Source organism: Microbispora siamensis, from assembly GCF_016863095.1.
Lineage (GTDB): Bacteria > Actinomycetota > Actinomycetes > Streptosporangiales > Streptosporangiaceae > Microbispora > Microbispora siamensis.
The window spans coordinates 1-19131 of the sequence record NZ_BOOF01000022.1 but is presented as its reverse complement, the minus strand read 5'-3'; the positions used below and the strand labels follow the sequence as shown (position 1 = coordinate 19131).

18 protein-coding genes, 1 tRNA gene and 1 pseudogene are annotated in these 19131 nt (G+C 70.3%); 10 read left to right on the top strand and 10 right to left on the bottom strand.

What is annotated here, in order from left to right:
* Positions 1–117 precede the first annotated feature (117 nt).
* A complete protein-coding gene (locus Msi02_RS19350; protein WP_204049651.1) occupies positions 118–807 on the bottom strand; it encodes a helix-turn-helix transcriptional regulator in 690 nt (229 codons plus the stop codon).
* A 129-nt stretch (positions 808–936) separates the two neighbouring features.
* Between Msi02_RS19350 and Msi02_RS19345 the strand changes: the two genes are divergently transcribed.
* The 4 genes from Msi02_RS19345 to Msi02_RS19330 are packed head-to-tail and all read left to right on the top strand — an operon-like array spanning position 937 to position 3604.
* Complete coding sequence (locus Msi02_RS19345) at positions 937–1455, top strand: DUF2231 domain-containing protein (RefSeq protein ID WP_204049650.1); 519 nt, start codon at positions 937–939, stop codon at positions 1453–1455.
* A gap of 34 nt (positions 1456–1489) precedes the next feature.
* Positions 1490–1768: a hypothetical protein gene (locus Msi02_RS19340; protein ID WP_204049649.1), complete on the top strand. Its 279-nt coding sequence runs from the start codon at positions 1490–1492 to the stop codon at positions 1766–1768.
* Position 1769: 1 nt separating this feature from the next.
* Entirely contained in the window at positions 1770–2369 is a 600-nt protein-coding gene (gene folE / locus Msi02_RS19335; protein WP_204049648.1) for a GTP cyclohydrolase I FolE, read from the top strand.
* Between the two features lie 17 nt (positions 2370–2386).
* Entirely contained in the window at positions 2387–3604 is a 1218-nt protein-coding gene (locus tag Msi02_RS19330) for an NAD(P)/FAD-dependent oxidoreductase (protein ID WP_239108527.1), read from the top strand.
* 119 nt (positions 3605–3723) lie between these two features.
* Here the strand turns inward: Msi02_RS19330 and cysN are convergent, their stop codons facing one another.
* Genes cysN through Msi02_RS19310 form a run of 4 tightly spaced genes read right to left on the bottom strand, consistent with a single transcriptional unit; the run spans position 3724 to position 8102 of the window.
* On the bottom strand, positions 3724–4986 hold the full coding sequence (gene cysN, locus Msi02_RS19325) for a sulfate adenylyltransferase subunit CysN (protein ID WP_079320300.1): 1263 nt from the start codon (positions 4984–4986) through the stop codon (positions 3724–3726).
* Positions 4986–5900: a sulfate adenylyltransferase subunit CysD gene (gene cysD, locus Msi02_RS19320; RefSeq protein ID WP_079320299.1), complete on the bottom strand. Its 915-nt coding sequence runs from the start codon at positions 5898–5900 to the stop codon at positions 4986–4988. The genes cysN and cysD overlap by 1 nt, the downstream gene beginning before the upstream one ends.
* 12 nt (positions 5901–5912) lie before the next feature.
* Positions 5913–6701, bottom strand: a complete 789-nt coding sequence (locus tag Msi02_RS19315; RefSeq protein ID WP_204049647.1) for a 3'(2'),5'-bisphosphate nucleotidase CysQ — start codon at positions 6699–6701, stop codon at positions 5913–5915.
* A gap of 3 nt (positions 6702–6704) precedes the next feature.
* Positions 6705–8102, bottom strand: coding sequence for a sugar transferase (locus Msi02_RS19310; protein WP_239108534.1), 1398 nt, complete (start codon positions 8100–8102; stop codon positions 6705–6707).
* A gap of 140 nt (positions 8103–8242) precedes the next feature.
* Here Msi02_RS19310 and Msi02_RS19305 point away from each other — a divergent pair, with 140 nt between their 5' ends.
* Positions 8243–8866 (top strand): 3'-5' exonuclease family protein, encoded by a 624-nt coding sequence (locus Msi02_RS19305; protein ID WP_079320296.1) that lies wholly within the window; start codon positions 8243–8245, stop codon positions 8864–8866.
* Here Msi02_RS19305 and pth read toward each other — a convergent pair.
* Complete coding sequence (gene pth, locus Msi02_RS19300; protein ID WP_079320295.1) at positions 8841–9452, bottom strand: aminoacyl-tRNA hydrolase; 612 nt, start codon at positions 9450–9452, stop codon at positions 8841–8843. The genes Msi02_RS19305 and pth overlap by 26 nt on opposite strands.
* Positions 9453–9533: 81 nt before the next feature.
* Entirely contained in the window at positions 9534–10133 is a 600-nt protein-coding gene (locus Msi02_RS19295) for a 50S ribosomal protein L25/general stress protein Ctc (RefSeq protein ID WP_204049645.1), read from the bottom strand.
* Between the two features lie 194 nt (positions 10134–10327).
* On the opposite strand from Msi02_RS19295, the gene Msi02_RS19290 reads away from it, so the two are divergent.
* The 3 genes from Msi02_RS19290 (at position 10328) to trpS (ending at position 13736) form a co-directional block, all read left to right on the top strand.
* Positions 10328–10957: a TetR/AcrR family transcriptional regulator gene (locus tag Msi02_RS19290; RefSeq protein ID WP_204049644.1), complete on the top strand. Its 630-nt coding sequence runs from the start codon at positions 10328–10330 to the stop codon at positions 10955–10957.
* A 128-nt stretch (positions 10958–11085) separates the two neighbouring features.
* Positions 11086–12357: a hypothetical protein gene (locus Msi02_RS19285; RefSeq protein WP_204049643.1), complete on the top strand. Its 1272-nt coding sequence runs from the start codon at positions 11086–11088 to the stop codon at positions 12355–12357.
* Positions 12358–12647: 290 nt separating this feature from the next.
* Positions 12648–13736, top strand: coding sequence for a tryptophan--tRNA ligase (gene trpS, locus Msi02_RS19280; protein WP_204049642.1), 1089 nt, complete (start codon positions 12648–12650; stop codon positions 13734–13736).
* A gap of 41 nt (positions 13737–13777) precedes the next feature.
* On the opposite strand, the gene Msi02_RS19275 is transcribed toward trpS, so the two are convergent.
* From Msi02_RS19275 to Msi02_RS19265, 3 genes are all read right to left on the bottom strand, one after another.
* Positions 13778–14755 carry a ribose-phosphate diphosphokinase gene (locus Msi02_RS19275; RefSeq protein ID WP_079321066.1) on the bottom strand — a complete coding sequence of 326 codons (978 nt, stop codon included), beginning with the start codon at positions 14753–14755 and terminating at the stop codon, positions 13778–13780.
* Between the two features lie 246 nt (positions 14756–15001).
* Entirely contained in the window at positions 15002–16471 is a 1470-nt protein-coding gene (glmU, locus tag Msi02_RS19270) for a bifunctional UDP-N-acetylglucosamine diphosphorylase/glucosamine-1-phosphate N-acetyltransferase GlmU (protein ID WP_079321065.1), read from the bottom strand.
* A 182-nt stretch (positions 16472–16653) separates the two neighbouring features.
* Positions 16654–16724, bottom strand: a tRNA-Gln gene (locus Msi02_RS19265).
* A gap of 519 nt (positions 16725–17243) precedes the next feature.
* Between Msi02_RS19265 and Msi02_RS19260 the strand changes: the two genes are divergently transcribed.
* Both Msi02_RS19260 and Msi02_RS19255 read left to right on the top strand, forming a co-directional pair.
* Positions 17244–18182 (top strand): acyl-CoA desaturase, encoded by a 939-nt coding sequence (locus tag Msi02_RS19260; RefSeq protein ID WP_204049641.1) that lies wholly within the window; start codon positions 17244–17246, stop codon positions 18180–18182.
* Between the two features lie 247 nt (positions 18183–18429).
* A pseudogene (locus Msi02_RS19255) lies at positions 18430–19065 on the top strand (TetR/AcrR family transcriptional regulator); the annotation flags it as partial.
* Positions 19066–19131 lie beyond the last annotated feature (66 nt).

Here is a 19131-nt window from a genome sequence, read left to right as displayed (position 1 = left end):
ATCGGACGGCCGCCGATCGCCAAAGGATCTACGAGCCCGCCCGCCCGCAGCGGAACCCGGTGGCGAGGGGGCGGTGAACATTGCCGCGAGAGGTCATGCTTCCGCCGGAAAGCCCGCTCAGGAGGAGCGCAGTTCGACACAGCACTCTCCCGGCCGCGGCACCAGGACGGCCCGCACCCTGGTGGCTTCCAGACCGGTGAGCATGCCGTCGAGGAAGGCGTGGTTGACCCCGCAGACCAGTTCGGGGGCTCGCGCCGCCAGTGGGTGAAACGGGCAGTTGCGTAGCCGTACGCAGGTGGGAGACTCGCGGCCGGGCTCGAAGCCGTGCCGCGCGAGCAGGCCTTCGAGCAGGGTGAGAGCGCGTTCGGCGCCGAGCCGTCCGGGCTTGACCCGGGCGCGTTCCGCGGCGCCGATCTCCTCGCCGCGCCGGCAGGCCACCCGGACCGCCGCCTGGCGGGCGCTCTCCCCTTCGCTCTCCGCGAGAACGGCGTCCATGAGGATGTCGGCCAGCACCTCGTGCCGGCGTTCGGGGATCATGACGCGGATGTCGGTCTCGGTGGGTTCGTAGACCTTCGGGGTGCGGCCGACCTTACGGATGCCGCCGACGGCCTCATAGCGGGCGCGCAGCAGGCCGGCGTCGACCAGTTTGTCCAGATGGAAGGCGGCCAGCTTGCGGGAGATCCCGACCGAGGCGGCGGCCTCGTCCCGGGTCACCGGACGACGCGCCCCACGAATGTAGGCGTACATGCCCTGCCGCAGCTCGTCGTCCAGCGCGGCCACCGCACTGATCGAGGGATCCGTCGTCACCCTGCCACGATAACGCCCGCCTCTACGGTCGAAAACCATAGCCCCTTCGATGTACGCGAACACCTTGACCGTCAGACCGAATAAGACCAACATTCATTGGCGTAACTAGCGGCGCATGCGGAGGTCCGGATGACCGGTGGACTGCACGACGCGAAACGACCGGTGAGCGCCCTGGCCGGGCCGTACGGCCATCCGTTCCACCCCATGCTGGTCGCGGTGCCCATCGGGACCTGGGTGGCGAGCATGGTCTTCGACCTGGCGTCCCGGTTCGCGCCCGATCCGGGTTTCCTGGCCGAGGGCTCGAAGTGGCTGATCGCCATCGGCGTGCTCGGCGCGCTGGCCGCGGCGATGGCCGGGTTCCTCGACCTTTTCGCCATCCCGGCCGGCACCCCGGTGTTCCGCACGGGTCTGCTCCACATGGGGTTGAACCTCGTGATCACCACCGCGTACGCCGCCGGTTTCCTGTGGCGCCAGGCCGGCACGGCGGCGGGCACGGCGGCAGGCGCGGTCGCGCTCGGCCCGCTGCTGCTCTCGGCGGGCAGCCTGGCGCTGCTCGCGGTCTCCGGTTATCTGGGCGGCAAGCTCGCCTACCGCTACGGCGTACGGGTGGCCGACGAGGCCACCCAGGCCGACGGTTTCCGGCGCTGACCCTCATCCCACCATCGCAGGAGGAGAACTCATCATGGGTATCGCGGCACTGGTCGCCTGGTTGCTCACCGCGGTGGGCGGCTTCGTGATGCTGGGCGTCTGGATCACCAGAGGCGGCCGGCATACCAGCCGTTTCTCACCAGGTCTGATCTTCGGTCACTTCGCGCTGGCCGCCGCCGGGCCCGGCGCCACCGGCACGGCGGGACCGCCCGAGCGGCACTTCCCGGTCGCGGTCGTGGCCGGACACGGTCTGCTGGCAGTGGCCACCGTGGTGCTGGTGCTGCTGGCCGCGCTCGGCGTGAACGGCGGCTGAGATGCGTTCCGGTAGCGCCCTGCGGGTGATCGCCGAGCCGCGCGACGGTGTGGACCTGGCCGCCGCCGAGCGGGCGGCCGGCGAGTTCCTGGAGGCGCTGGGCATTCCGACGGATTCCGAGAGCCTGCGGGAGACCCCGGCGCGGATGGCCCGGGCGTACGCCGAACTGTTCACGCCACGCCCGTTCGACCTGACCACCTTCCCCAACGAGGAGGGCTACGACGAACTCGTGCTGGCCCGGGCGATCCCGGTCCATTCGGTCTGCGAGCATCACCTGCTGCCCTTCGCCGGAGTCGCTCATGTCGGCTACCTCCCCGGCAACCGCATCCTCGGGCTGTCCAAGCTGGCCCGCGTCGTCGAGCACTTCGCCCGCCGGCCGCAGGTGCAGGAACGGCTCACCAAACAGGTGGCCGACTGGATCTCCGACCGGTTGCGACCCGCGGGGGTCGGCGTCGTGATCGAGGCCGAGCACACCTGCATGACCCTGCGGGGAGTACGGGCCGTCGGCTCGACCACCGTCACCTCGACGCTGCTGGGCGTCCTGCGGGAGGACGCCCGATCCCGTCAGGAGTTCTTCACCCTCACCGGCACCCGCCCCTGAACAAGGAGACCATCGCCGTGACACAGCAGAGGTTCGTGATCGTCGGAGCCGGTCTGGCCGGCGCCAAGGCCGCCGAAGCCCTGCGTGAGCAGGGATTCGACGGGCGGATCACGCTGATCGGCGCCGAGCCGCACCGCCCCTACGAGCGGCCCCCGCTGTCCAAGGGTTACCTGACGGGCACGACCGACCGGGCCGGCGTCTTCGTCCACCAGGAAGGCTGGTACGCCGACCACGACGTCGAACTGCGGCTCGGCGTGGCCGCGACCGGCCTCGACCGCGGTGCTCACCGTGTCGAACTGGCCGACGGCAGTGCGATCGATTACGACAAATTGCTACTGGCCACCGGCGCCCGCCCGCGAAAGCCGCCGATCCCCGGCGCGGACGCACCCCACGTGCGTTACCTGCGCAGGATCGAGGACTGCGAGTCGCTCAAGGACGTCCTCGGGAGCGTGTCCCGGCTGGCGATGATCGGGGCCGGCTGGATCGGGCTGGAGGTCACCGCCGCCGCCCGGCAGGCGGGCGTCGCGGTCACGGTGCTGGAGGCGGCGCGGCTGCCCCTGCTGCGCGTGCTCGGACCCGAGGCCGCCCGGATCTTCGCCGACCTGCACCGTGACCACGGCGTCGACCTCCGGCTCGGGGCCGCCGTCAGCGAGATCACACCCTCGGGCGTACGTCTGGGCGACGGCGGCGAGATCGCCGCCGACGCCGTCCTCGTCGGTGTCGGCGCCGAACCCGAGGTACGGCTCGCCCTGTCCGCAGGGCTGCACGTGGACGACGGCATCGTGGTGGACGCGGCCCTGCGCACCGGCGACCCGGACATCGTCGCCGCGGGGGACGTCGCCAATGCCTACCACCCTCTGCTGGGCAGGCACGTACGGGTCGAACACTGGGCCAACGCGCTCAAGCAGCCCGCGGTCGCCGCCGCCGCCATGCTGGGCCGGGACGCGGCCTACGAGGAGCTGCCCTACTTCTACACCGACCAGTACGACCTCGGCATGGAGTACGTCGGCCACGTCGAGCCCGGCGGCTACGACCAGGTCGTCTTCCGGGGCGACGTCGCGGCACGGGAGTTCGTCGCCTTCTGGCTCAGCGGCGATCGCGTCCTGGCCGGCATGAACGTCAACGTCTGGGACGTCGTCGAGCCGATCAAGACGTTGATCCGCACCGGAACACCCGTCACCCCCCAAGCGCTGGCCGACCCCAGCGTGCCCCTGGAGATCCTCACCACCCCGTAGAGCGACATGGCCTGCGGAAGGGGCACGGGCAGCGCCGACTCCATGAGCCGGCTCACTGTCCTGTGCCTCGCCCCGCAGGCCGTCCGAGCGGACCTTCCAGATCCTTCGGCGAGCGCCGGTCAGCGCGCGTCGACGATCATCCCGGCGCCGACGGTGCCGTTGGTGGCCTCGTCGATCAGGATGAAGCCGCCGGTGAGGCGGTTGCGGGCGTAGTCGTCCACGAACAACGGCTGGGTCGTCCGCAGCGACACCCGGCCGATCTCGTTCAGGCCGAGGGCGGTGGCCGACTCGTCCCGGTGGAGGGTGTTGACGTCGAGCCGGTAGTGCAGGTCGCGCACGAGGGCCCGGGCCGTACGGGTGGTGTGCTTGATGATCAGCTTGGAGCGTGGCTGGAGCTTCAGGCCGTCGGCCATCCAGCAGATCATCGCGTCGATCTCCTGGGCGACCTGCGGCTGGTTGTTCGGCCGGCAGATCATGTCGCCCCGGGAGATGTCGATGTCGTCGCCCAGGCGCAGCGTGACCGACATCGGCGCGAACGCCTCCTCCACCGGGCCGTCGAAGGTGTCGATCGCGGTGATCGTCGTGGTCAGGCCGGAGGGCAGGTGCAGCACCTCGTCGCCCGGCTTGAGCACGCCTCCCGCGACCTGCCCGGCGTACCCGCGGTAGTCGTGCAGCTCCTGGCTGGTCGCGCTGTGCGGGCGGATGACGTACTGCACGGGGAAGCGCACGTCGACCAGGTTGCGGTCGGAGGCGATGTGCACGTTCTCCAGGTGGTGCAGCAGCGAGGAGCCCTCGTACCACGGCATGTTCTCCGAGCGGGAGACCACGTTGTCGCCGTGCAGCGCCGAGATCGGGATGAACGTGAGGTCGGTCGCGTTCAGCTTGCTGGCGAACGAGGTGAACTCCTCGCGGATCTCCTCGAACCGGGCCTCGGAGTAGTCGACGAGGTCCATCTTGTTGACCGCGAGCACCAGGTGCGGCACCCGCAGCAGCGTGGTCAGGAAGGCGTGCCGCCGCGACTGCTCCAGCACGCCCTTGCGCGCGTCGATCAGGATGATCGCCAGGTCGGCGGTGGAGGCGCCGGTGACCATGTTCCGGGTGTACTGGATGTGCCCGGGGGTGTCGGCGATGATGAACTTCCGCTTGGGCGTGGCGAAGTAACGGTAGGCCACGTCGATCGTGATGCCCTGCTCGCGCTCTGCCCGCAGGCCGTCGGTGAGCAGCGACAGGTCGGTGTACTCCGTGCCCCGGTCGCGGGAGGTGCGCTCGACCGCCTCGAGCTGGTCCTCGAAGATCGCCTTGGAGTCGAACAGCAGCCGCCCGATCAGCGTCGACTTGCCGTCGTCGACGCTGCCCGCCGTCGCGAAACGAAGGATGTCCATCAGAAGTAGCCTTCCTTCTTGCGATCTTCCATGGCGGCCTCGGAGGCCCGGTCGTCGGCGCGGGTGGCGCCGCGCTCGGTGATCCGGGTCACGGCGATCTCCTCGATGATCTGCTCGACCGTGGTGGCGGTGGAGGCGACGGCGCCGGTGCAGGTCATGTCGCCGACCGTGCGGTAGCGGACGACCGCGTCGAACGCCGGCTCGTCGTCGCCCCGCTGGACCACCTCGGCGTCGGCCAGCAGCATGCCGTCGCGCTCGAAGACCCGGCGCGAGTGGGCGAAGTAGATCGACGGGATCTCGATGCCCTCTCGCCGGATGTAGTGCCACACGTCCAGCTCGGTCCAGTTCGACAGCGGGAACACGCGGATGTGCTCTCCCCTGCTGATCTTGGTGTTGTAGAGGTTCCACAGCTCGGGACGCTGGTTCTTCGGGTCCCACTGGCCGAACTCGTCCCGGAAGGAGAACACCCGCTCCTTGGCCCGGGCCTTCTCCTCGTCGCGCCGGGCCCCGCCGAACACCGCGTCGAACTCGTGCTCCTCGATGGCGTCCAGCAGCGTCGTGGTCTGCAGCCGGTTGCGGGAGGCCCGCCGTCCGGTCTGCTCGACCACCCGCCCGGCGTCGATGGACGCCTGGACCGACGCGACCACCAGCCGCGCCCCAAGCTCGGCGACCCGCCGGTCGCGGAACTCGATGACCTCGGGGAAGTTGTGCCCGGTGTCGACGTGCATCAGGGGGAAGGGGATCGGCGCCGGCCAGAAGGCCTTCTCGGCGACCCGCAGCATGACGATGGAGTCCTTGCCGCCGGAGAAGAGCAGACACGGGCGCTCGAACTCGGCCGCGACCTCACGCATGATGTGGATCGCCTCGGCCTCGAGCACGTCGAGCTGCGACGTGGTGTAGTCACGCTGAAGCATTGGGGACTTCCTTCACGGAGTCTGGCGATGCAGGTCACGGATTCCGGCGAGCAACGTTGGCGCCAGATCCGGTAGGGAGACCAGGATATCCGGCAGCGAAGGGTCCCCCTGGTTATAGGTCAGGGGTGAGCCGTCGATCCTGCTCGCGTGGGCCCCCGCCGCGACCGCCACCGCGACCGGCGCGGCCGAGTCCCACTCGTACTGGCCCCCGGCGTGCACGTACGCCTCGACCTCTCCGGTGAGGACCGCGGCGATCTTGGCGCCGGCCGAGCCGATGGGGACGAGTTCCCCGCCGAGGCGGGCGGCCAGCTCACGGACGAACTCGGGCGGCCGGGTGCGGCTGACCGCTATGCGGAACGGCTCGCGCACCTTCTCCGGCAGCTCGGGCGGCGCCGCCGTCGTGAGCGTACGCCCCTGTGCTGATCCCGGCCATGCGGGCAGGGCGACCGCTCCGGCGGTGAGGGCACCGCGTTCCCACAGGGCCACGTGGACGGCCCAGTCGGCGCGGCCCTGCTCGGAGAACTCACGGGTGCCGTCGAGCGGGTCCACGATCCACACGCGCTCGGCCGACAGCCGCCGGGGGTCCATCCGCTCCTCGCGGGTCGCCTCCTCCGACAGCACGGCGTCGTCCGGACGCAGTCGCCTCAGGGCGTCCATGAGGAACTCGTGGGACGCGCGGTCCCCCGCGTCCTTCAACGCCCGGCCGTCCTCGAACCCGAGACGGGCGCGCAGCTCCAGGAGGCGCTCCCCCGCCTCCGTCGCCAGCTCTCCGGCGAGGGAATGGTCGTCCCGCATCGTCATTTCTCAGTACGCTCCCGCCCCGCGTGCGACCGCAGACCACGTCTTCCATAAGATCTGCAGATCCAGCATGAGAGACCAGTTCTCGACATAACGCAGGTCCAACCGTACCGATTCCTCCCAGGAGAGGTCGGACCGGCCGTTGACCTGCCAGAGCCCGGTCATCCCGGGCCGGACCACGAGCCTGCGGCGCACGTCGTCGCCATACCGCGCGACCTCCTCGGGCAGCGGCGGGCGCGGCCCGACGAGCGACATGTCGCCCCGCAGCACGTTGACGAGCTGCGGCAGCTCGTCGAGCGAGTAACGCCGCAGCGCGGCGCCGAGCGGAGTCACCCGCGGATCCCTGCGCACCTTGAACAGCACGCCGTCGGCGTCGCTGACCAGCTCGATCTTGCGCGCCTCCGCGTCCCGCCGCATCGTGCGGAACTTCAGGATCGTGAACTCCACGCCGTCCCTGCCGACCCGCCGCTGGCGGAACAGGGCGGGCCCCGGACTGGTCGCCCGTACGGCCACGGCGACGGCGGCCAGCAGCGGGGCGAGCACGACCAGCGCCGCGGCGGCGACCAGCCGGTCGAACACGTCCTTGACCAGCCGGCGCCCTCCCGCCAGCTCGGGATGCTCCACGTGCAGCAGCGGGAGCCCGGCGACGGGCCTGATCGCGATCCGCGGGCCGGCCACCTCCATCAGCGCGGGCGCCACCACGAGGTCGGTGCGCGTCCGCTCCAGCCGCCAGGCCAGCCTGCGCAGGGCCGTGCCGTCGATCTCGGGGCAGGCGAGCACCGCCACCGTGTCCGCCCGGACCTGCTCGACCACCAGCGGCACGTCGGTGAAGTCGCCGAGCACCGGCACGTCCGCGACCCGGCCGGCGGCACGGGCGGGCACGCAGGCGGCCACCACCTCCATCCCGTGGTAGCGCTCCCTGCGGAAGGTGCCGACCAGCTCGGCGATCGCCGCCCGGTGGCCCACGGCCACGACCCTGCGCATGCAGCCCTCACCCCTGGCCCGCCTGCGGTGCAGCCGCTGCCGCAGGCCATACCTGGCCGCGAGGGTGAGGACGGTGGCGAGCGGCAGCGCGATCAGCACGTAACCGCGGGCGATCTCGGTCTTCGACGCGTACGCCGCGATCGCGACGCCCGCGATCAGCGTGAAGCCGCCCCGCGCGACCCGGCGGAACTCCTCGGCCCCCACGCCGATCAGGCGCGGCTCGTACGCCCGGCTCAGGACCAGGAGCACCACCCAGACGGCGGGCAGCACGGCGCTCGCCACCACATACGGCATCACGTACGGAGTAACCTCGCCGAACCGGATCACCACGGCGGTGACCCCCGCGAGAAGGGCGCCCACGATGTCGCAGAGGGCCGCGACGAGCCGATACCGGACGGCCCACGCGGGCGGCCGCGGCATCGGATGGGCGGGCGAGCCCCGGGAGGTGCCCACGGCGACCGAGGACGTGTCGCCGTCCAGCACTGTCGCCCCCTGTGATTCTCCGACTACCGACCGTGCTGGAATGCTAGCCGCCCGCACCGACATCTCAGGGAGATTCGTTGAAAGCCGAAACGTACATATCGGTTGATGTCGAGGCGGACGGCCCGATTCCGGGGCCGTACTCGATGGTCAGCTTCGGCATGACCGTGGCCGGCCGGATGACCGGGCGGCGGTTCGAGCGGACCGACCCGGAGTCCCTGACGTTCTACGCCGAGTTACGTCCGATCAGCGACGACTACGTGCCGGAGGCGCTGGCGGTGAGCGGCCTCGACCGGGCGACGCTGCTGCGTGAGGGACGCGACCCGGCGGAGGCGATGACGGCGGCGGCGGCCTGGGTGCGCGAGGTGTGCGGCGACGACCTGCCGGTGCTCGCGGCCTTCCCGCTGTCGTACGACTGGATGTGGATGTACTGGTACTTCCTCCGCTTCACCGGGCAGTCGCCCTTCGGCCACTCCCGGTGCATCGACATCAAGACGCTGTACGCCGCCAAGGCCGTGGTGCCGGTGGCCTGGGCGACCAAGCGCCAGATGCCGCGCGAGGTGCGGTCGCGGCGCCCGCACACCCACAACGCGCTCGACGACGCCGTCGAGCAGGCGGAGTTGCTGCAGAACCTCATGCTCTGGCCGGGCGCAACCCGCGAGCGCGACGCGAGCGACGTCAGCGGGGCGGCTTCGCCGGATTGAGGTCGGCGGCGTGGAAGCGGTTCTGCGTGGCCTCCAGACCGGCGGTCATCAGCGACTCCACCATGTCGGCCGCCCGGTCCACGAGGAACGGCAGGTCCTTGCGCTCGGCCGTGGCGAAGTCGCGCAGCACGAACGTCGCCGGGTCCATGCGGCCCGGCGGGCGGCCGATGCCGAACCTGATCCGCGGGTAGTCGCGCGTGCCGAGCGACTTCGTGATCGACTTCAGGCCGTTGTGGCCGTTGTCCCCGCCGCCGATCTTCGCGCGCAGCGCGCCGTACGGGATGTCCAGCTCGTCGTGGACCACGATCACCCGGTCGGGGGTGACCTTGTAGAAGTCGGCCAGCGCCTTCACCGGCCCGCCCGACAGGTTCATGAACGACAGCGGCTTGGCCAGCACGACCGGGAGCCCGGCCAGGCGGCCCTCGACCACCTCGGCCCGCGACTTGTGCGCCTTGAACCGCCCGCCCACCCGGGCCGCCAGCTCGTCGAGCACCATGAAGCCCGCGTTGTGCCGGTTCCCGGCGTACTCCGGCCCCGGATTGCCCAGGCCCGCCACGAGCCACCGCTGCGCGGACGTGTCGGACATCGCTGTCTCCTCCGCTGTCTGTCCCACATGGAAGAGTCCTCCACAGGACACCCTGTGGAGGACTCTCTCACGAACGAAGTCCTACTCGGCGGCCTCGGCGCTCTCGCCCTCGGCGGCGGCCTCGCCCTCCTCGGGCAGCTCGGCGGCCGGGGCGCCGATCACCTGCAGCACCAGGGCCTCGGGGTCACCGGCGAGCGTGGTGCCGCTAGGCAGCTTCAGGTCGCTCGCGTGCACCGCGAAGCCGACGTCCTTGCCGTCCACGTCCACCTCGACACCGGTCGGGATGTGAGTCGCCTCGGTCTCGACGGAGATCGTGACGAGCTGCTGCTCGACCATGGCGCTGCCGATCGGGTCGCCGGTGACGGTGACCGGGATCTCGACGGTGACCTTCTCGCCGCGCTTGACCAGCAGCAGGTCGACGTGCTCGAGGAAGCCCTTGATCGGGTCGCGCTGGACGCCCTTGGGCAGCGCGATCTCGTCCACGCCCTCGCCCTGCAGGCGGATGAGCACGTTCGGCGTGCGCAGCGCGAGCAGCAGGTCGTGACCGGGGAGGGTCAGGTGCTTGGGCTCGGTGCCGTGGCCGTACAGGACGGCGGGGACCTTGTTCGCCCGGCGGATCTTGCGGGCGGCGCCCTTGCCGAACTCGTTGCGAAGCTCGGCGGCGATACGTACTTCGGACACGGCACATCTCCTAGGGGATGACTCGATCGACGGATTGACGCGCTCCCCCTCACCCGCCCTAGCGGAAGGCGTTACGAGCGCAACCCAACCACCCTACCGCGCCTCCTGCCGGAGGCATGCCACGAGCGTTCGTTCACGAACGTCACCAAATTTATCCATTGAATGGAAGTTTCCCCATGATGTAGGTTTTTGCCGTGGAGGAGTCGCGACGTGCACGGAAGAAGCGGCTGACCAGGCAGCGGATCATCTCGGCGGCGATCCGGCTGTTCGAGCAGCAGGGGTACGACGAGACCACGGTGGCGGAGATCGCCGAGGCGGCGGATGTCGATACCAAGACGTTCTTCAACTACTTCCGCACCAAGGCTGAGGTGCTGTTCAACGAGCTCGACCTGGAACTCGACGTACTGCTCGCCGCGATCGCGGGCCGCCGACCCGAGGAAAGCCCCGGTCAGGTGTTGCGGAGGGCGGTGCAGGAGTACGCCACCCACCGCCGGCCCAACGTTCCCCGCAGGGAGCCCGCAGAGCTGTCGGCAGCGGCCCGGCTGGCCCTGACGACGCCGACGCTGCAGGCCAAGGGGCTGCATCTCCTGCTGGACCTGCAGCAGCGGATCGCGGCCGAGTTGTTGAAGGCGTTCCCGGGCGCGCTGGATCCGGTCACCGCGGCGGCGATGACCGGGGCCGTGCTCGGCGCCATCCAGCAGGCCAGTGTGACGAGCGCGCAGCTCGGCCGGTCGCAGGACCAGCTGTGGGAGGCCGCCGCACACGCCCTCGACGTCGCCACGTACGGCCTGCTCTCGGCACCACAACGATTCGACGGGCAGTAACGAGACCGGGGAAGGATCTGAGCAACATGAGGGAAAGTCGCCGACAGCTCGCCCGCGACGCGCGGCGGGCAGTGCGGGAAGCGCCCGAAGAAATTGCCCGGAGACAGCGTGCCCGCCTGGCCGATCTGGTGGCTTACGCACGCGCGAATTCGCCGTACTACCGCGAGCTGTATCGGGAACTGCCGGAGCAGGTCGACGACCCGGCCTTGCTCCCGGTCACCGACAAAAAGAAGCTGATGGCCCGGTTCGACGACTGGGTCACCGACCGCGAGGTGACCCTGGAGAAGGTGGAGACCTTCGTGGCGGACCCCGGCCTCGTGGGACACCGGTTCCTGAACAGGTACCTCGTGGCCAGCACCTCCGGTACCAGCGGCGTGCGCGGCCTCTTCCTACTGGACGAGCGGAGCACGAGCATGGAAACCGCCCTCGGGTCGCGGGCCGCCGGCATGGTGGGCGTCCGCGACGCGATCCGCATACTCGCCCGCGGCGGCCGGACGGCCATCGCCACCGCACCCGGCGGTCACTTCTACACCGTGGCTGGAACGGCCCGGTTCCAGCTGGACCACCCGCGGCTCGGCCGCAGGATGCGGATCTTCTCCATCCGCCGGCCGCTGCCGGAACTTGTCGACGAGCTCAACCGGTTCAACCCCGCCGTCCTCAGCGGCTTCCTCGGCATGCTCACGGTACTGGCCGGTGAGCAGGAAGCCGGCCGCCTGCGCATCCGCCCCGCATTGGTCATCCCGGGCGGCGAGACGTTGACCATGGACCTCAGAAGGCGGCTCGCCGCCGTATTCGGCGCCAAGGTCCGCGCCGCGTACGCCGCCACCGAGTGCGGCTTCCTCTCCATCGGCTGCGCGCACGGCTGGTATCACGTCAACAGTGACTGGGCCGTTCTGGAGCCCGTCGACGCCGACCACCGGCCGACTCCGCCAGGCGAACTGTCGCACACGGTCCTGCTCAGCAACCTCGCCAACCGGGTCCAGCCGTTCCTGCGCTACGACCTGGGCGACAGCGTCCTGCTGCGGCCCGACCCGTGCCCGTGCGGCAGCGTGTTCCCCGCCGTCAAGGTGCAGGGCCGCGCCGCCGACCTGCTCAGGTTTCCCACCGCCCACGGCGAGCCCGTCACTATGTCACCAATGCTCTTCGGTACCTTGCTGGACCGCCTCCCCGGCATCGGGCAGTTCCAAGTCGTCCAGACCGCGCCCAGCACCCTGCGCGTGCGCCTGCGGCCCACGGACGGCGCCGACGCCGACCCGGTATGGCAGACCGTACGCGGTGAGATCATCCGCCTGCTCACCGAGCACAGGGTCGCCGACATCACCCTCGAACGCGCCGACGAACCGCCACAGCAGGAACCCGGCGGCAAGTTCCGCCGGGTCATCCCACTGACCGAGCCGTAAGGACTCCCTCACAATCCCCGAACACCGTGCGCGCCGCTCGCATGGTCGACGTCTCCCATCGGCGCTCGGCCCGGCGTTCCGCGCTTCGCTCGGGGTCTCCCGCAGGGCCTTTGGTGGCCGTTACACTGGCCGCGTGATTCGTACGCTGTGCCAGGGCTGGTGGCGCTCCACGTAGGAGCGGCCATCTCACACGCGTACGACCGGGCCGTTCGGATGGACGGCCCTTTTTCGTGCTCCCTGGACGAGGGGTCCCCGTCGGAACGGCGGACCACCTGCCAAGGAGAGACCACATGAGCACGACCCTCGACACCACTACGTCCGACGACCTCGGCGTGCCCGCCGCGCGACGGCGCAGCGCCGAACTGGAGAGATCGATCCGGGAGCAGCCCGGAGGATTCCGCGCGCTGACCGGGGACCGCCCGACCGGCCGGCTGCACCTTGGGCACTATTTCGGCACCCTGCACAACCGCGTCCGCCTGCAGAACCTGGGCGTGGACATGATGGTGCTCGTCGCGGACTACCAGGTGCTGACCGACCGCGATGTGGCCGACCGGCTCGCGGAGCACGTGGAGGACCTGGTGCTCGACTACCTGGCCGCAGGCATCGACCCGGACCGGGCCACGATCTTCACGCACAGCGCGATTCCCGCGCTCAACCAGTTGCTCCTGCCGTTCCTCAGCCTGGTCTCGGTCTCCGAGCTGGGCCGCAACCCCACCGTCAAGGACGAGATCGCCCATTCGAGTCAGTCGGCGGTCAGCGGGCTGATGTTCACCTATCCGGTCCACCAGGCGGCCGACATCCTGTTCTGCAAGGCAAGCCTCGTCCCGGTCGGGCAGGACCAGCTCCCCCACCTGGAGGTCGCCCGCACCGTCGCGCGCCGCTTCAACAACCGCTACAGCACCCCGTCGAACCCCGTGTTCCCCGAGCCCGAGGCCCTGCTGTCCGCGGCCCCGCTGCTGCTCGGCACCGACGGAGGCAAGATGAGCAAGAGCCGGGGCAACGCCATCGCCCTGGCCGCGACCGCCGACGAGACCGCCCGGATGATCCGCGGCGCCAAGACCGACGCGGACCGCCACATCACGTACGACCCGGTGGCCCGGCCCGAGGTCTCCAGCCTGGTCCTCCTGGCCGCGCTGTGCCTCGACCGGGACCCGCACGAGGTGGCCGAGGAGATCGGCGGCCGGGGAGCCGCCGCGCTGAAGGCCGTCGTCACCGACGCGATCAACGACTACTTCGCGCCCATCCGGGCGCGGCGCGCCGAGCTGGCCAGGGACCGCGCCCACATCCGCGGGGTGCTCCGCGAGGGCAACGAACGCGCCACCGCGATCGCCGACGCGACGCTCAGGGAGGTGCGCGCGGCGATGAACTCTCTCTACTGACTACGGAAACGGGCCCCCGGACGCCCCGGGGGCCCGGCAGTTCAGCTGTCGCCTTCGAAGAGGCTGGTGACGGAGCCGTCGGTGAAGACCTGTTCGATGGCCCGGGCGATCAGCGGGGCGATCGACAGGACCGTGAGGCTGTCGAACCTCTTCTCCTCCGGGATGGGCAGCGTGTTGGTCACGACCACCTCGGAGATGCGGGAGTTCTTGAGCCGGTCCACGGCCGGGTCGGAGAAGATGGCGTGCGTGGCGGCCACGACGACGTCGGTCGCGCCGTGCTCGTACAGCGCGTCGGCCGCCTTGCAGATCGAGCCGCCCGTGTCGATCATGTCGTCGATCAGCACGCAGGTCCTGCCGCGCACCTTGCCGACCACCTCGTGCACCTTCACCTGGTTGGCCACGTCGAGGTCGCGCCGCTTGTGGATGAACGCCACCGGCGTGCCCAGGCTGTCGGACCAGCGCTCGGCCAGCCGTACGCGGCCGGTGTCGGGAGAGACGATCGTGGTGGTCGCCGGGTCGAGCTTGCCGCGCAGGTAGTTGATCAGGACCGGCAGAGCGAACAGGTGGTCCACCGGGCCGTCGAAGAAGCCCTGGATCTGCGAGGTGTGCAGGTCGATGGACATCATCCGGTCGGCGCCCGCCTGCTTGAACAGGTCGGCCATCAGCCTGGCGGTGATCGGCTCGCGGCCGCGGCCCTTCTTGTCCTGCCGGCTGTAGCCGTAGAACGGCATGATCACGGTGACCCGCTTGGCCGAGGCCCGCTTGAGGGCGTCCACCATGATCAGCTGTTCCATGATCCACTGGTTGATCGGCGCGGTGTGGCTCTGCATGACGAAGGCGTCGCAGCCGCGCACGGACTCCAGGTATCGCACGTAGATCTCGCCGTTGGCGAAGTCACGCAGCGCCGTCGGGGTGATCTCGACGCCGAGGGCGTTCGCGACCTCGTCGGCCAGTTCGGGGTGGGACCGGCCGGAGAAGAACATGAGGTTCCGCTCACCGGTCGTCTTCTTGCCGCTCATGCCGCGCTCCTCGCGTGTCGAGCCTGTTCGCCGTACCGGGCCTGGTTCTGCGGCCGGGCCGGCCGTAACGCCGTTCCCTCGCTTCGCCCGGGGGTCGCAAACCCCTTCGCCCGGTCGATGTGGTCGGTCACGGTGTCCTCCTGGCCTGGCCCTTCGGCGCTACGCGGTCATACCGCGCCTCGTACTCTTACCTGTCCCCGTACGGCCCGCGGGGAGGCGGGCCGCAGGTGGTCCTAATCGCCGGCCCTAATCACCGGCGGGGTCTCCGCCGTTCGCCGCGGCCGCGTCGCGGGCTTCGATCGCCCGCTGGGCCGCCTCCGCCGACTTGGTGCCGGCACGGCGGCGTGTCACCCAGCCCTCGATGTTGCGCTGCTTGCCGCGGGCGACCGCCATCGCCCCTGGCGGCACGTCCGACGTGATCACGGATCCGGCGGCCGTGTACGCTCCGTCCCCGATCGTGACCGGGGCGACGAGCATGTTGTCGCTGCCCACGCGCACGTGGTCGCCCACGATCGTGTGGTGCTTGGAGACGCCGTCGTAGTTGACGAAAACGCAGGCGGCACCGATGTTCGAGCCGACCCCGATGGTCGCGTCGCCGACGTACGTCAGGTGCGGGACCTTGGAGCCCTCGCCGATCCGCGCGTTCTTGGTCTCGACGTACGCGCCGATCTTGCCCTTGGCCCCGAGCACGGTGCCGGGGCGCAAGTAGGCGAAGGGACCCACGGCGGCGCCGGGACCGATCTCCGCGCCGTCGGCGACGGTGTTGCGCACGACGGCCTCCTCGCCGACGACCGTGTCGGTCAGCGTGCTGCCCGGGCCGACCTCCGCTCCGGCGCCGATCCTGGTGGCGCCCCTGAGCTGGGTGCCGGGGTGGATCACGGCGTCGGGCTCCATCTCGACCCCGGCGTCGACCCACGTGCTGCCCGGGTCGACGACGGTCACCCCGGCGCGCATGTGCGCCTGCAGGATGCGGTCGTTGAGCACGCGCCGGACGAAGGCGAGCTGGACGCGGTCGTTGACGCCCTCCACCTCGGCGTGGTCGGCGGCCACGTGCGCGCCCACCCGGTGGCCGTCCTCGCGGAGGATGGCCAGCACGTCGGTCAGGTACTCCTCGCCCTGGGCGTTGGCGGCGCCGATCCGCTTCAGGCCGTCGGCCAGGAGCGCGCCGTCGAAGGCGTACACGCCCGAGTTCATCTCGGCGATCGCGCGCTGCTCGGGCGTCGCGTCCTTCTCCTCGACGATCTCCAGCACCGCGCCGTCCTCGGCGCGCACGATCCGGCCGTAGCCGGTCGGGTCGGGGACGACGGCGGTCAGCACCGTGACGGCGTTGCCGTCGGCGGCGTGCCGTTCGAGCAGGGCCGCCAGGGTCTCGGTGCGCAGCAGCGGCGTGTCGCCGTACGTCACCAGAACGGTGCCGTCGATCGGGCCCTCGGCCTCGAGCGCGGTGCGCACGGCGTGGCCGGTGCCGTTCTGCTTGTCCTGGACGACCGTACGAGCGTCCGCGGCGGTCGTCGCGAGATGGGCGCCGACCTGCTCGCGCGCATGCCCGATGACCACGATCAGCCGCTCGGGCGACAGGCCGCGCGCGGCGGCGAGCATGTGGTCGACGAGCGCTCGGCCACAGACCTCGTGGAGGACTTTGGGGGTTTTCGATTTCATCCGGGTGCCCTCGCCGGCGGCGAGGACGATCACGGCTGCCGGGCGCGGCACACTCACGGACTGAGGCTCCCTCGGCGTCGCGGCTTACTACACGGATCGTGCCTGTACGGATCGGGTGCGGTTGCCCACGCGTCCACTACCCAGGAACCGCACGGTCACCCGCTCGACAAGGTGAGCTTACCTGCCGTACCCCGGGAGGGAACCAGCCCCCCTGGGGCTGGAACGGCTGGATGAAGGGGCTCCCGGGGGAGGATTCGAACCTCCGTTGACAGAACCAAAATCTGTAGTCTTGCCCCTAGACGACCCGGGAAGGGCACAACGTGCCGTTTTGCCGGATTACGGCAGCCGCCGGAATCCGCACTCAGGATACAGAGCCGCCCCCCTGGCGCGCGCCCCCAAATTCAGCGCATCGTCGGCCCCACCTCGATGCCGCCCATCGGTCGCCCCGCGGATCCAAGCCGGGGCCGCCGCTCACGTCGTCGCCGCTCACGTCGTCGCCGCACGCTCGGCGCCCGCCTCGTCGGCGCGGCCCGGCATCACCCGCCCGCCCGACAAGCCCGCGCATGGCGGGAAAAACGGCGAATCCGGATGTTATCGAGAGGGCCCTGCGGGCAGGTCGCCGTGGACGCCGCGGCGTCGACGGCGCGGCCCCGCAAGCGAGCACGAGGCATTACCAGATGGCCGACCGTTGGTGCAAGGCATGGATTCGCCACCAGATGTGGCCCGGAGCGTCACCTTCCACACATTCGCTCTTAGGCATTCCTAACTTACGATGGCGTAGGTTACGGTTGCGTAGCCAGACAATCTTCCCCATCTCGTGAGGTAGCCCATGACCGTCCTGACCGAACGTCCCTCACCACAGCCGAAGCCGGAGTTCGAGCCGGAAGGCAAGAGCAAAGCCGATCTGGTCGTCTTCGCACTCGTCGTCGGCCTTCCGATCCTCGCGGTCATCGCCGCGGTGCCGTTCGCCTGGGGATGGGGCCTGGGCTGGACGGACGTCGCGATCGCCGCCGTGTTCTACGTCGTGTCCGGCTTGGGGGTCACGGTCGGGTTCCACCGGTATTTCACCCACGGCTCGTTCAAGGCCAACCGGCCTCTGAAGATCGCCCTCGGGATCGCCGGCAGCCTCTCGCTGGAGATGTCGGTGCTGGACTGGGTGGCCGCCCACCGCAAGCACCACAAGTTCTCCGACAAGGAGGGCGACCCCCACTCGCCGTGGCGGTTCGGGCCCGGCTTCAAGTCGATGTGCAAGGGCCTGCTGTACGCGCACGTGGGCTGGCTCTTCGAGGTCGAGCGCGTCAACCGCGCCAAGTACGCCCCGGACCTGCTGAAGGACCCGGACATCATGAAGCTGCACCGGTGGTTCCCGACGATGGCGCTCACCTCCCTGCTGCTCCCGCCGGTCCTGGGCGGCCTCATCACCTGGTCGTGGCAGGGCGCGCTGACCGCCTTCTTCTGGGGCACGCTGATCCGGATCGGGCTGCTGCACCACGTGACCTGGTCGATCAACTCCATCTGCCACGTGTTCGGCGAGGAGGTGTTCGAGTCGCGCGACAAGTCCCGCAACGTCTGGTGGCTGGCCATCCCGTCGTTCGGCGAGTCGTGGCACAACCTGCACCACTCCGACCCCACCTGCGCGCGGCACGGCGCCCTGAAGGGCCAGATCGACCTCAGCGCGGGCCTGATCCGCTGGTTCGAGAAGGCCGGATGGGCCTACGACGTGCGCTGGCCGACCCCCGAGCGGCTGGCGGCGAAGCGACTTGGCTGACGACTCAGTCAGCGTTGACGGCAGGGCCGCTCCACGGAACGCGGCGGCCCTGTCCCTCACACCGACCTCCCCCGCATCGGCGCTCCCTTCTCCGGCGGCGCCCTCCACACCCGCCCTCCCGGCACCGGCCGGCACCGGCACTCGTACGGCCCCCGCCTCCGCGGTGGCCGTACCGGCACGTCGGGCGACTTCTCCGGAAAAGACGCGGACCGGCCCGAGCCGGGTCAGGGCCCCCGCACCCGCCATGATGGAACCCGTGAGCGAGTCTTCCCGATCCCGAAGACGCATGACCGGCGCGGAACGGCGCGAGCAGCTGATCCAGGTCGGCCGTGCCCTGTTCGCCGACAAGGGTTTCGACGGCACCTCGGTCGAGGAGATCGCGGCCAGCGCCAAGGTGTCCAAGCCGGTGGTGTACGAGCACTTCGGCGGCAAGGAGGGCATCTACGCCGTCGTCATCGACCGGGAGATGCAGCGCCTGCTCAGCCTGGTCACCCAGGCCCTGTCGGCCTCGCACGCCCGCATCAAGCTGGAGCGGGCCGCGCTCGCCCTCCTGCAGTACATCGAGGAGAGCAGCGAGGGCTTCCGCATCCTCGTCCGCGACTCCCACGCCGCCTCGGGTACGGGCACCTTCGCCAGCCTGATCAGCGACATCGCCAGCCAGGTGGAGGACGTGCTGGCGGACGAGTTCCGGGAGCGCGGCTACGACCCCAAGCTCGCGCCGATGTACGCCCAGATGCTCGTGGGGATGACCGCTCTCACCGGCCAGTGGTGGCTGGAGGTGCGCAAGCCGCGCCGCGAGGAGGTCGCCGCCCACCTGGTGAACCTGTCCTGGAACGGCCTGACCGGCCTCGATTCCAATCCCACGCTCACCGCCGCCACGCGCGGCCTGGTCCTGTCCCCCGCCGCGGAGACCCGTACGGCGCGACCCGCCGAGCGCGACTCGAAGGAG